3 protein-coding genes are annotated in these 14,430 nt (G+C 75.2%); all 3 read right to left on the reverse strand.

Annotated features, from left to right (window positions below):
• The coding region (locus tag ACYVD5_RS18520; RefSeq protein ID WP_461002331.1) for a type I polyketide synthase at positions 1 to 4,221 on the reverse strand (4,221 nt) is incomplete at its 3' end.
• Positions 4,208 to 12,118, reverse strand: a complete 7,911-nt coding sequence (locus ACYVD5_RS18525; RefSeq protein ID WP_461002332.1) for a type I polyketide synthase — start codon at positions 12,116 to 12,118, stop codon at positions 4,208 to 4,210. The genes ACYVD5_RS18520 and ACYVD5_RS18525, both read right to left, overlap by 14 nt.
• A 13-nt stretch (positions 12,119 to 12,131) precedes the next feature.
• Positions 12,132 to 14,430: beta-ketoacyl reductase (locus ACYVD5_RS18530; RefSeq protein ID WP_461002333.1), on the reverse strand; the 2,299-nt coding region annotated here is incomplete at its 5' end.

The raw sequence follows: 14,430 nt of genomic DNA on the forward strand, positions 1-14,430 counted from the left end.
CTTGCCGGCCGCACCCGGGTGGGGCGCCCGCGCCGGGTCGCCCGCCTGCGCGGGGCCGGCCAGGTTCGCCAGGACGGGGGGCAGCATCCCGGCCGCGGCCTGCTCCCGCAGGGCGGCCCGGTCCCAGGCGATCGGCACCGCCAGGGCACGGTCGGCACCCGCTGCGGCGTCGAACAGCGCGAGCCCGTCGGCCGAGGACAGCGGGCGCAACCCCATCCGCGCCATCCGCCGGAGGTCGCCCGCGCCGAGGGTCGCGGTCAGGCCGCTGCGCTCTTCCCACAGCCCCCATGCCAGGGACACCGCCGGCAGCCCGTGCGCCCTGCGCTGCGCGGCGAGCCCGTCGAGGAAGGCGTTGGCCGCCGCGTAGTTGCCCTGCCCGGCGTTGCCGAGCGTGCCCGCGGCCGAGGAGAACAGCACGAAAGCGGACACGTCGCCGGCGAGTTCGTGCAGGTTGCGTGCCGCCTGCGTCTTGGCGGCGAAGACGGTTTCGAGGTCTTGGCGGGTCAGCGACTCCAGGGCGGCGTCGGCGATCGTCCCGGCGGCGTGCACGACCCCGGTAAGCGGGTGGTCGGCCGGGATCGCGGCCAGCACCCCGGCCAGGGCGGCGGCGTCCGCGGCGTCGCAGGCGGCGATGGTGGCGCTCGCCCCCGCCGCGGCGAGTTCGGCCGCCAGTTCCGGTGCGCCTTCGGCGGCCTCGCCGCTCCTGCTGAGCAGCAGCAGGTGGCGCACCCCGTGTTCGGCGACGAGGTGGCGGGCCACCTGTGCGCCGAGCAGTCCGGTGCCGCCGGTGATCAGCACGGTGCCGTCGGGGTCCCATCGGGGTGCCGGCGCCTTGGCGGCCGGGGCCAGCCGCGGCACCAGGGGCCGGCCGCCGCGGATCGCCAGTTGCGGTTCTGCGGCGGCGGCCGCGGCCGGCACCGCGCCGGGCAGGGCCGCGGCGGGCTCCGTGTCCTGGGTGTCCTGCGCGTCCAGGTCGACCAGCATGAACCGGTCGGGGTGGGCGGCCTGCGCCGACCGGACCAGGCCCCACAATGCGGCGCCGGACAGGTCGTCGACGCCTTCGCCCGGCCGGGCCTCGACGGCGCGGCGGGTCACCACGACCAGCCGCGACCCGCCGAACCGGGCGTCGGCCAGCCAGTCCTGGACCGCCGCGAGCAGGTCGGCGCTCGCCTCCAGCTCGGTTGCGCCGCCGGCCGGGGCGGCCAGGATGACGAACTCCGGTGCCGAGGCGCCCGCGTCCACGGCGGCGCGCAGCGCCCCGAGGTCCGGGTAAGAGCGGGGGTAGGCGCCGGTGCTGCGCAGCGCGGGCAGCACGGCGAACGCGTCGCCGCCCAGCACGGCCCAGTCGGCGGTGCGTTCGTCCGGTTCCGCGGGTTGCCAGTCGAGGCCGAACAGCATGTCCGGTTTGCGGGAGGCGCCCGGCAGCCGGAAGCTGCGCCGCTGGAACGGATAGGTCGGCAGGTCGACGCGCTGCGCGTCGGTGAAGGCGCTGCGCCAGTCCACCGCCAGTCCGCGGGTGTGCGCTTGGGCGAGGGCGGTGAGCAGTTCCCGGTTGCCGTCCTGGTCGCGGCGGAGCGTGGCCAGCGCGGCGGCATCGGCGGTGCCGGCCGCGTGGGCGCCGGAGTCGCCGATGGTGTCGGTGAGTGCGGGAACGAGGACGGGGTGCGGGCTGACCTCGATGAACGTCCGGTATCCGGCATCGAGGAGCCGCCGCACGGCCGGTTCGAACCGCACCGTGCTGCGCAGGTTCGTGTACCAGTAGGCGGCGTCGAGCCCGGTGGTGGCGAAGCGTTCGCCGGTGACCGTGGAGTGGAACGGGATGGTGCCTTCGGCCGGGGAGATGCCGGCCATGGCGCCGGAGAGTTCGCCGCTGATCCCGTCGACCTGGGCGGAGTGGGAGGCGTAGTCGACGGCGATGCGCCGGGTCTGGATGCCGTCGGTTTCGCAGCCGGCCAGGAATTCGCCGAGTGCCGCGGTGTCGCCGGCGACCACGGTGCTCGCGGGTCCGTTGACCGAGGCGACGGACAGCTGCTCGCCCCATGGTGCGATGCGGTGGGCGGCCGCCTCGGCGGTCAGCGCCGCCGACACCATGCCGCCGCGGCCGGACAGGTGCCGGTCGATGGCGCGCGCCCGGGTGATCACGATCCGCGCGGCGTCGGTGAGGGAGAGCGCCCCTGCCACGCAGGCCGCGGCGATCTCGCCCTGGGAGTGGCCGACCACGGCGGCCGGTTCGACACCGCGGGAGCGCCACACTTCGGCGAGGGAGACCATGACGGCCCACAGCGCGGGCTGGAGCACGTCGACGCGTTCCAGAGGGTCGCGGTCGCGCAGCACCCTGGCGATGGAGAGGTCGGCGACGGTTTGCAGGGCCGCGTCGCATTCCGCGATCCGGTCGGCGAAGACCCGGTCGGTCGCGAGCAGGTCGGCGGCCATCCCCGCCCACTGCGAGCCCTGGCCGGGGAACACGAAAACGGGGGCCGCTGCGGAGCCGGCCGCCGCCGGGCCGGCGACCACTTCGGCGGCGGGCCGGTCGTTGGCGAGGGCCGCCAGGCCGCGGTCGAGTTCACTGTGGTCGCCGGCCGCGATGACCGCCCGGTGGGTGAAGGCGGACCTGGTGGTGGCCAGCGAGAACCCGAGGTCGGTGAGGGCGGGGCGGTGCGGGGCCGCGGCGGTGTGCTCGGCCAGCCGCCGGGCCTGTTCGCGCAGGGCCTCAGGGGTCTTGGCCGACAGCAGCACCGGCACTGGGCCCGCCGGTTCCGCCGCCGTGTCCGTTTCGGGGGCCGTTTCCGCGGCCGCCGCCCGGGGAGCGCCGCCGGACGGATCGGCGCCTTCGGCACCCGGCGGCTGCTCCAGGATGACGTGGGCGTTGGTGCCGCTGATCCCGAAAGAGGAGACCGCGGCGCGGCGGGGCCGCCCGGTCCGCGGCCAGTCGGTGTGGTCGCTCAGCAGGTCGATTGCGCCCGCGGACCAGTCGACGTGCGACGAGGGGGTGTCGGCGTGCAGCGAACGCGGCAGAGTGCCGTGGCGCAGGCTCAGCACCGTCTTGATGACGCCGGCGGCACCGGCCGCGGCCTGCGCGTGGCCGATGTTGGACTTGACCGATCCCAGCAGCAGCGGCGGCCCGGTCCGGTCGCGGCCGTAGGTGGCCAGCAGCGCTTGGGCCTCGATGGGGTCGCCGAGTGCGGTGCCGGTGCCGTGCGCTTCCACGGCGTCGATGTCGCCCGGCGCCAGGTGGGCGTTGGCCAGCGCGGCGCGGATGACCCGTTCCTGCGACGGCCCGTTGGGGGCGGTGAGCCCGTTGCTGGCACCGTCGGAGTTGACCGCCGAGCCGCGCAGCACCGCCAGCACCGGGTGTCCGAGCCGCTGGGCGTCCGACAGCCGTTCGACCACCAGCAGGCCGGCCCCTTCGGCGGCGCCGAACCCGTCGGCGGAGTCGGCGAAGGCCTTGCAGCGGCCGTCGGGCGACAGCGCGCCCTGGCGGGACAGTTCGGTGAACGCCTCGGGGCCGGACATCACCGTGACGCCTCCGGCCAGGGCCAGCGAGCACTCGCCGGTGCGCAGGGCCTGCACGGCCAGGTGCAGCCCCACCAGGGAGGACGAGCAGGCCGTGTCGACGGTCACGGCCGGGCCTTCCAGGCCGAGGGTGTAGGCGATGCGGCCGGAAGCGACACTGGCCGACTCGCCGGTGACCAGGTAGCCGCGCAACTCCTCGGGGATCTCGCCCGCCTGGGCCGCGTAGCCCTGGTGGCTGAGTCCGGCGAAGACCCCGGTCCGGCTGCCGCGCAGCGAGAGCGGGTCGATGCCGGCGCGTTCAACGGCCTCCCAGGAGGTTTCCAGCAGCAGCCGCTGCTGCGGGTCCATGGCGGCCGCTTCGCGCGGGGAGATCTCGAAGAACTCCGGGTCGAAGTCGGTCGCCCCGTCCAGGAAACCGCCGGCTTTGACGTAGGTCCCGGACTCCCGGTCGGGGTCGGGATCGTAGACGTCGTCCAAATCCCATCCGCGGTCACCGGGGAGTTCGCCGATGGCGTCGCCGTCGGCGGCCATCAGCCGCCACAGGTCTTCGGGGGAGCCGACGCCGCCGGGGTAGCGGCAGGCCATGCCCACGATGGCGACGGGCTCGTGGTTCCGGGCCTCGGCCGCGCGCAGCCGCCCCTCGGTCTGGCGGAGTTCGCCCATGACCCGGTTGAGGTATTCGCGCAGCTTCTGCTCATCGCCCGCCATCGTCGGGTCCCCCCAGTTTCCGGTCGATCAGTTCGAACAGTTCTTCGTTGGTCGCGGCGGCGAACTCGGTTTCGCCGACGTGGTCGGCCGAGTTCTCCCGCCAAGTCCAGAGCATCGTTTCGAGCCGTTTGGCGAGGTCGGCCAGCCCGTCGTCGGACGGGCGCCGGGCGAACAGGTCCTCCAGGCGTTCCAGTTCGGCCAGCCCGGAGTCGTCGTCGCCGCCGTCGAGCCCCAGTTCCCGGCGCAGGTGCTCCACCACCGCTTCGGGGGTCGGGAAGTCGAAGACCAGGGTGGAGGGCAGGCGCAGTCCGGTGGCCGAGCCCAGGCGGTTGCGCAGTTCGACCGCCATCAGCGAGTTGAACCCGAGGGAGCGGAACGGCCGGTCCGGTTCGACGGCATCGGTCGCATTCTCGTCCAGGACGAGGTGGCCCAGCACCGCGCCGGCGTGGGAGCGGACGAGTTCGTGCAGGGCACGGTCGCGTTCGGCCGCGGGCAGCGCGGCCAGCCTGGCGGCCGGGTCCGGGTCCTGGCCGCCTGCGCCCGGACCGGTTTCGGCCGGGGCCTGCGCGGCTTCGGGGATTTCGGCGAGCAGCGCGGTGGGCCGCTTGTCCCGGTAATTGCGGGCGAAGCGGTCCCAGCGCAGGTCGGCGAGCACCGGAACGGTCTCGCCGGCGTCGATCACCCGGTGCAGTGCGGCGGTGGCGGCCTCCGGCTCCAGTTCGTGGAGGCCTTCCATACGGCCGCGGGCGCCGAGGCCGCCAGCGGCCATACCGGTCGCCCGCCAAGTGCCCCAGGCGACCGCCGCGGCCGGCAGCCCGGCGGCGCGGCGCCACTCGGCGAAGGCTTCGAGGTAGGCGTTGCCCGGGGCGTAGTTGCCGAGGCCGGGCAGGCCGAAGGTCGCCGAGAACGAGGAGAACAGCACGAACGCCGACAGCGGGGTGTCGCGGGTCAGTTCGTGCAGGTGGCGCGCGCCGAGTGCCTTTACCGCCAGCACCCGGTCCATCCGCTCGGGGGTCAGCTTGCTGACGACGCAGTCGTCGAGTGCCGCCGCGGAGTGGAACACCGCGTCGAGCGGATGCTCCGCGGGGATCCGCTCCAGCACGCCGGCCAGCGCGTCGGCGTCGGAGACGTCGCAGGCTTCGATGGTCACCGCGGCGCCGAGCCCGGCCAGTTCGGCCTCCAGTTCCGCGGCGCCCGGTGCGTCGCGTCCCCGGCGGCCGATGAGCACGATGTGGTCGGCGCCGTTGCGGGCCAGCCACCGGGCGACGTGTGCGCCGATTCCGCCGGTTCCGCCGGTGACCAGCACACTGCCGCGCGGTTGCCATTCGGGGGGCCCGGCCGATGCGGCGGGGGCGCGGACGAACCGCTGGGCGTGGACGGTGCCGGCCCGTATCGCGAGCCGGTCCTCGGTCCCGGCCCGATCGAGCACGCCCACCAGCCGGGCGGCGGTGGCCGCGTCGGGCTCAACGGGCAGGTCGACCAGGCCGCCCCAGAGTTCGGGGTGTTCCAAGGCGGTGACCTGGCCGAGCCCCCACACCTGGGCTTGGGCGGGTGCCGAGAGCGGGTCGCCGGGGCCGGTGCCGACCGCGCCGCTGGTGGCGCACCACAGCGGGGCTTCGACGCCGTGCTCCTCGCGCAGCCCGATGAGGTCCTGGACGAGGGCGGCGGTCGCGGCGAGGCCGGTGGGCAGTGCGGCGCCGCCGGGGTAGGGGGTTTCGTCCAGTGCCAGCAGCGACAGGATCCCTGCGGTGCCGGTGTCGGCGCGCAGCGCCTCGGGGAGTTGGGCCGGGGCCACCTGCCGGATACGGGCGCCGTGCTCGGTGAGCGCGTCGGCCCACCGGGCGGCGGGTGCCCGGCCGTCGGGGACCACCAGCAGCCAGGTTCCCGGTGCGGCTTCCTCCTCGGGGATGCCGACCGGGCGCCAGTCCACGCGGTAGTGCGCGTCGTCGGTCCGCGACCGGGCGGGCGCCGGGGCGTCGAGCCAGAACCGGCGGTGCTGGAAGGGGTAGGTGGGCAGGTCCACCAGCGTGCCGCCGCTCAGGTATCCCTGCCAGTCCACGGGCACGCCGGCGGCGAACGCCCGCGCGAGCGAGAACGCCAACTGCCGCACGGAGTCCTGGTCGCGGTACAGCGTCGGCAGCACCTCCGCCCCGCTGCCGTCGTACCCGTGTTCCTCGATGGCGGCCTGCAGCGCGGGGGCCAGCACCGGGTGCGGGCTCACCTCCACGAAGTGCCGGAAGCCCTCCTGCAGCAGGGCTTGCACCGCCGGCGCGAACCGGACCGGTTGGCGCAGGTTCGCCGCCCAGTACTGCGCGTCCAGGTCGGCGGTGTCGGCGATACCGGCGGTGACGGTGGAGTACAGCGGGACCTCGCCTGCCGTGGGGGCGATTCCGGCGAGGTCGGCGGTGACGCGGTCGGTCACCGCTTCGACCTGCGGGGAGTGCGACGCGTAGTCCACATCGATCCACCGCACCAGCACGCCGGCGGCCTCGCAGGCGTGGGCGAATTCCGCCAGCGCCGTCCAGTCGCCGGATACGACGGTGTCGGCCGGGCCGTTGACCGCGGCCACCGCAAGGTTTTCGTTCCACGGTTCCAGGAGTTCGGCGGCCCGGTCGGCGCCGGCGGCGACCGAAACCATGCCGCCGCGGCCCGACAGCCGCTCGGCGATCGCCCGCGCGCGCATGACGACGATGCGGGCGCCGTCAACCAGAGACAGGCCTCCGGCCACACACGCCGCCGCGATCTCGCCTTGGGAATGGCCCACCACCGCGGCGGGCTGCACGCCGTGCGCCCGCCACACCTCGGCCAGAGACACCAGCACCGCCCACAGCGCGGTCTGGACGACCTCGACGCCGCCGAGCGGGTCGCCGCGGCGCAGCAGTTCCACCACCGACAGGTCGGTGTGGGGCTGCACGGCCGCGTCGCAGTCGGCCATCCGCGCCGCGAACACCGGACTCGACTCCAGCAACCCCGCGGCCATGCCCGCCCACTGCGAACCCTGGCCCGGGAACACGAACACCACACCGCCGGCAGCACCACCGGCCGAAGCAGCCGCCGTACCCGCCACGGTGTTCGGGGCCGCTTCGCCCGCTGCCAGCGCGGCAAGCCCCCGCCGCGCGTCGCCGGCACCGCCGGCCAGCACCACGGCACGGTGCTCGAACGCCGACCGCCGCACCAACGACGCCCCCACGTCCACCAGCTGATGGCCGTCCACGCACGGTGCCAGCCGCTCGGCCTGCGCGGCCAGGGCACCGCGCGTCCGGGCGGAGAGCACCAGCGGCACCGGACCGGCCGCCCGGCCCGGGGAAGCGGCGGATTCCGCGGGCACTTCGCCAGCTTCCACCGGTTCGTCCGGTTGGTCTGGTAGGTCCTGCTGGTCTTGCTGGTCCTGTTGGTTCTGCAGGTCCGCGGGGGGCTCTTCCAGCACGACGTGGGCGTTGGTGCCGCTCGCGCCGAACGCTGAAACGCCCGCCCGCCGCGGCTTCTCGCCGCGCGGCCAGCCCACCGGCTCGGTCAGTAGCCGCACCGCACCGGAGGACCAGTCCACCTGCGGGGTCGGCTCCTCGGCGTGCAAGGTGGGCGGCAGCACCCCGTGCCGCATCGCCATCACCATCTTGATCACCCCGGCCACGCCCGCGGCGGGCCCGCTGTGGCCGAAGTTGGTCTTGATGGTGCCCAGCCGCAGCGGCCGGTCCGCGGGCCGGTCCCGCCCGTAGGTGGCCAGCAGCGCGTCGGCTTCGATGGGGTCGCCCAGGCTGGTGCCGGTGCCGTGCGCCTCCACGGCGTCGACGTCGCCGGGGGCCAGGCCCGCGTTGGCCAGTGCCGCGCGGATCACCCGCTCCTGGGCCCGCCCGCTGGGGGCGGTCAACCCGTTGGAGGCGCCGTCCTGGTTGACCGCCGAACCCCGCAGCACCGCCAGCACGCGGCGGCCGTTGCGGCGCGCATCCGACAGCCGCTCCAGCACCAGCACCCCGGCGCCCTCGGCCCAGACGGTGCCGTCGGCCCCGGCGGCGAACGCCTTGATGCGGCCGTCCGCCGACATTGCGCCCTGCCGGGTGTACTCGGCGAACGCCGCGGGTGTGGACATGACCGCGACACCGGAGGCCAGCGCCATGGAGCAGTCGCCCGACCGCAGCGCCTGGGCCGCCAGGTGCAGTGCCACCAGCGACGACGAGCACGCGGTCTCCACGCTGATCGCCGGGCCTTCCAGGCCCAGGGTGTAGGCGATGCGGCCCGAGGCGACGCTGGACATGTTGCCGGTGCCCACGTGGCCTTCGACCGATTCCGGGGGTTCGCCGAGCCGCGACACGTAGTCCTGGGTGACGATCCCGGCGAACACGCCGGTCGGGCTGCCGTGCAGGGAGGCCGGGTCCAAACCGGCGTGTTCCAGCGCCTCCCACGAGGTTTCCAGCAGGATCCGCTGCTGGGGGTCCATGGCCAGTGCCTCGCGCGGCGAGATCCCGAAGAATTCGGGGTCGAATCCGGTGGCGTCGGCGAGGAACCCGCCCGCGTCGGTGAAGTCGCCGCTGACGTCCCATCCGCGGTCGGTGGGCAGCGGTGTGACGGCGTCGACGCGGGAGTCGACCAGGTGCCACAGGTCCGCGGGCGAGGCGATCCCGCCCGGGTACCGGCAGGCCTGGCCGACGATGGCGATGGGGTCGTCGTCGGCGCCCGGTTCCGGCCGCCGGTGCGGGCCGGGTTCGGCGGTGGCCGCGGAACCGGCCGAGCCGGGGTCCAGCTCCGCCAGCAGGTGCCGCGCCAGGGCCGCCGGGGTCGGATAGGTGAAGACCAGGGCGGCGGGCAGGGTGAGCCCCGTTGCGGCGCTGAGCCGGTTGCGCAGCTCGACGCCGGTGAGCGAGTCGAAACCGGCCTGGTTGAAGCTCCGGTCGGCGAGCACGTCGTCCGGTGTGTCCTGGCGCAGCACGGCGGCCGCCTGCGCGCGGACCAGGTCGAGGACGATGCGGTGGCGGTCGTGCGCCGGGGCCTGTTCCAGGCGGTGGCGCAGCCGGGGGGTTTGCGGCTCTGCTTCGGCGGCCTGTCCGGCCTGTCCGGCCGGGCGGTCGGCGGGTTCGCCGGTGCGCTCGCCTGCGGCGGGGCCGCCCGCGGACGTCGGCGCGTCGAGCCAGAAGCGGCGGCGTTGGAAGGCGTAGGTCGGCAGGCCAACCCGGCGGCCGGCGGTGCCGAACGCCCGGGACCAGTCCACCGGCACGCCGTGCACGTAGCCCTCGGCCAGCGCGGTCAGCAGCCGGCGCATGTCCCCTTCGCCGCGCCGCAGGGTCCCGACGGCGGCGGCTTCGGCCGCGGCGCCATCGCCGTGGTCATCGAAGATGTCGTGCAGCGCCGGAACCAGCACCGGATGCGGGCTCACCTCCACGAAGAACCGGTGCCCCGACTCCAGCAGCGCCCGCACCGCCGGATCGAACCCGACCGGACGGCGCAGGTTCGCCGCCCAGTACCGCCCGTCCAACTCCGCGGTGTCCACGACCTCGCCGCGCACTGTTGAGAAGAACCCGACCCCGCTGGATGCCGGGGAGATCCCCTCCAGGGCCGCGGTGATCTCTCCGGTGACAGCGTCGGCCTGCGGGGAGTGCGACGCGTAGTCCACGTCGATCCACCGCGCGCGCACGTCGGCGGCCTCGCACGCCTGCACGAACTCCGCCAGCGCCGCCGACTCGCCCGACACCACCGTGCTCACCGGGCCGTTGACCGAAGCGACGCCGAGGTCACCGCTCCACGGTTCCAGCAGCTCGGCCGCCCGCTGCGCATCGGCGGCCACCGCGACCATGCCGCCGCGGCCCGACAACCGCTGGGCGACCGCGCGGGCCCGGGCCATGACGATGCGGGCGCCGTCGGCCAGCGACAGGCCCCCGGCGACACACGCCGCCGCGATCTCGCCTTGGGAATGGCCCACCACCGCAGCAGGTTCGACACCGTGTGCCCGCCACACCGCGGCCAGCGACACCATGACCGCCCACAACGCGGCCTGCGCGGATTCCACATGTTCCAGGGCGGCGCCCTCGCGCAGCAGCTCCACGACGGAGAACCCGGCCTGCGGCTGCAGCGCCGCGTCGCACTCGGCCATCCGCGCCGCGAAAACCGGGCTCGACTCCAGCAGCTCTGCGGCCATCCCCGCCCACTGCGAACCCTGACCTGGGAACACGAACACCACCGAGCCCGGAAACTCGGTGTCGACCGCAGCCGTGCCGGCCACCGCCTGCGGCGCCGCGCCGTCGTCGGCGATGGCACCAAGACCGGTGCGGGCCTCCTCGGCGCCGTCGGCCACGACGACGGCGCGGTGTTCCAGCGCCGATCTGGTCGTTGCCAGTGACCAGCCGATGTCGGCCAACTCGTGCGCGGCCACGTGCGGCGCCAGGCGTTCGGCCTGTGCGCGCAGCGCCCGCGGGGACCGCGCCGACACCACCAGCGGCACCGGGCCCGCCGCCCGATCGGGCCGGGCCTGCGTCACCGCCGCCGGCGCGGCCGCTGCCGCCTCCGCTGCATCCGGTTCGTCCGCCGGCGCCTCCTCCAGGACCACGTGGGCGTTGGTGCCGCTCACCCCGAACGCCGACACACCCGCCCGCCGCGGCCGGTCGCCTTGCGGCCACTCCACCGGCTCGTCCAGCAGGCGCACCGCGCCCGAGGACCAGTCCACATGCGGGGTCGGCTCGTCGGCGTGCAAGGTGGGCGGCAGCATTCCGTGCTGCAGCGCCATGACCATCTTGATCACCCCGGCGGCGCCCGCGGCGGCGGAGGTGTGGCCGATGTTGGACTTGACCGAGCCGAGCCGCAGCGGTTGCTGCGCTGACCGGTCCTGCCCGTAGGTGGCCAGCAGGGCCTGGGCCTCGATGGGGTCGCCGAGTGCGGTGCCGGTGCCGTGGGCCTCCACGGCGTCCACCTCGCCGGCCGGCACCCGGGCGCTGGCCAGTGCGGCCCGGATGACCCGCTCCTGGGCGGGACCGTTGGGTGCGGTCAGCCCGTTGCTGGCCCCGTCGGAGTTCACCGCCGAGCCCCGCAGCACCGCCAGCACGCGGTGCCCGTTGCGGCGGGCGTCCGACAGCTTCTCCAGCAGCAGCATGCCCACGCCTTCGGCCGGGCCGAACCCGTCGGCGGAGGCGCCGAACGCCCGGCACCGCCCGTCCGGCGACAGCGCCCCCTGCCGGGCGAACTCCACGAATCCCATCGGGCTGGACATCACCGTCGCCCCGCCCGCCAGCGCCAGCGAGCACTCGCCGGACCGCAGCGCCTGGGCCGCCAGGTGCAGCGCCACCAGCGAGGTCGAGCACGCGGTGTCCAGGGTGACCGCGGGCCCGGCCAGCCCCAGTTCGTAAGCGATGCGGCCGGACGCGACGCTGGCGAAGTTGCCGGTCGCCAGGTAGCCGTCGACGGCCTCGGGAACCGGATGCTGACCCCACGCATAGTCCGTCATGCTCAGGCCGACGAAGGTCCCGGTGGGGGTGCCCCGCAGCGACACCGGGTCCATGCCCGCACGCTCGACCAACTCCCAGGCCGTCTCCAGCAGCAGCCGCTGCTGCGGGTCCATGCCCAGGGCCTCGCGCGGCGAGATCCCGAAGAACTCGGCGTCGAACTCGGGGGCGCCGTGCAGGAAGCCGCCGCCGCGGACGTAGTGCGTTCCGGGCCGGGCGGCCTGCGGGTCGTAGAGCCCGTCCAGGTCCCAGCCGCGGTCGTCCGGGAACCCGGTGATCGCGTCGCGGCCTTCGGACACCAACTCCCACAGCTCCTCGGCGGAGGCGACCCCGCCGGGGAACCGGCAGGCCGTGCCGACCACCGCGACCGGTTCACCGCCGGCCGCCTGGGCCTCGCGCAGGCGCTGCCGGGTTTCCCGCAGGTCGCCCGTCACCCGCTTGAGATAGGCGAGAAGCTTTTCCTTCTCTTCCATGGGTCCTTCCACTTCAGGTTTCTCCGAGTTCCCGGTCGAGAATGGCGAACATGTCCTCGGCCGAGGCCGCTGCGAGTTCGCCGTCCGAGGGCGCAGTCGCCGTGGCGGGTCCGGCTCGTAGTTCGGCTGCCAGCGCCTCAAGGCGTTCTGCGGCCCGTGCGGCGTTTTCGCCGTCTTGGTGCAGCGCGGGCAGGGCGTTTTCCAGCGCGTCCAATGGGTCCAAGGGGTCCGAGGGGTCTGGGGTATCCGGTGCGTCCCCGGCGCCGGGAGCGCGGCGGGCGCTCTCCTCGGCTTCGGGCAGCAGCGCCGAACGCAGGTGCTCGGCCAGGGCCACCGGGGTCGGGTGGTCGAACACCATGGACGCCGGCAACCGCAGCCCGGCCGCCGTACTCAGCCGGTTCCGCAACTGCACGACGGCCAGCGAGTCGAAACCCAGTTCGCGGAACGGCCGTCCAGCGGGGACCTGGTCGGTGCGGCCCAGCACGCCCGCCGCTTCGGTGCGCACCGTCTCGACGAGCAGCCTGGTCTGCTCGGCTGCGGGCAGACCGGCGATGCGCGCTGCAAGGGCGCCGCCGGTGCCGTCCGCGCCATCTGTGCCATCTGTGCCGTCTGTGCCGTCCGCGGGGCGGCCGGGCCCCGGGTCGGTGTCCGCCGCGCCCAGGGGCCGCTGCGCCTCGGGCAGTTCCGCCAGCAGCGGGCTCGGCCGTGCGGCGGTGAATCCGGGGACGAACCGGGCCCAGTCGATATCGGCCACAGCGACACAGGTCTCGTCGTGTTCGACGGCCTGCACCAAGGCGGCGACGGCGTCTTCCGGGGCCATCGCCACCACACCGCGCCGGTCCATGTACTCGGCGGCGCCGTCCAGCGCCGCGATCATCCCGCCGCCGCCCCAGGCGCCCCAGGCGATCGAGGTGGCCGTGCGGCCGCGCGCACGGCGCGATTGGGCGAACGCGTCGAGGAAGGCGTTGCCCGCGGCGTAGGCGCCGTTGCCTCCGGCACCCCACACGCCCGCGTTGGAGGAGCACAGCACAAAGGCTTCCAGCGGGGTGTCGGCGAGCAGGTCGTCCAGGTGGACCGCGCCGGCGACCTTCGCCCTGGTCACCGCGGCGAACTCGGCCGTGCCGGTGTCGGCGACGTCGGCGAACGGCTGGGCGGCGCCTGCGGCGTGCACGACCGCGGTCAGCGGCAGGTCCGCGGGGATGCCGGCGAGCAGGTCGGCGACGCTGGAACGGTCGGCGACATCGCAGGCGGCGATGGTCACCCGGGCGCCGAGTCCTTCCAGCTCGGCCGCAAGTTCGGCGGCGCCGGCCGCCTGCGGTCCGCGCCGGCCCGCCAGCAGCAGGTGCTCGGCACCGGCGGCTGCCAGCCACCTGGCCGTATGCGCCCCGATGCCGCCGGTGCCGCCGGTGATCAGCACGGTTCCGCGCGGCCGCCACTGCCGGGCCGCCGCGGCGCCGCCGAGCGGGGCGCGGACGAGCCGGCGGGTGTAAATGCCCTGCGGGCGCACTGCGATCTGGTCTTCTGCGCCGATCCCGCCGAGTGCCGCCGCCAGGCCGGTCCGGGCCGCCGCGTCCGGGGTTTCGGGCAGGTCGACCAACCCGCCCCACTGGTCGGGCCGCTCCAGCGCGATCGTCCGGCCGAGCCCCCATGCCTGGGCCTGGCGCGGGTTGGGTGCGGGGTCGTCCGGGCCGATGGCGACGGCGCCCGTGGTCACCGCCCACACGCGGCAACCGAGGTCGAGCGCGGCCAGTTCGGCGGTTGCGGCCAGCCCGGACGGCAGCCCGGGGTGGTCGGGATGCGGTGTTTCGTCCAGGGCGAGCAGCGACAGCACTCCGGCGGGGCCGCCCGCCTCGGCCGCGGCCTTCGGCAGGTCGTCGGCGCTCACGGTCCGCACCCGGGCTCCGTGGTCGCCGAGCGCTTGGCTGCACGCCTGCGCCCACGGGTGGCGGACGCCGCCGTCGGGGACCACCAGCAGCCAGGTTCCGGTCGGCGCCGCGGTCGCGGCCGGCGCCTTGCGCCAGCGCACCCGGTAGCGCCACCGGTCGGTCCGCGACCGCAACCGCCGCTTGCGCAGCGCCGCGACCAGGCCTTCGAGCGGCGGGCCGCCGTCGGGGCCGGGCTCGGGTTCGAGTCCGAGTTCGGCCGCCACGCCCGCCACGTCGCCGCGTTCGACCGCGGCCCACAGCCCGGCGTCGGTGTCCGTGCCGCCCGTTTCGCCGGTGCGGTCGACCGGGGAGATCGGCGGCGGCGCGTCGAGCCAGTAGCGGCTGCGTTGGAAGGCATAGGTCGGCAACTCCACCCGCCGACCCCCG

The organism is Streptomonospora sediminis (assembly GCF_054778995.1).

Coding starts and splice junctions, on each gene's coding strand:
- ACYVD5_RS18525 (WP_461002332.1), bottom strand. CDS start 12,118: ATGGAAGAGAAGGAAAAGCTTCTCGCCTATCTCAAGCGGGTGACGGGC.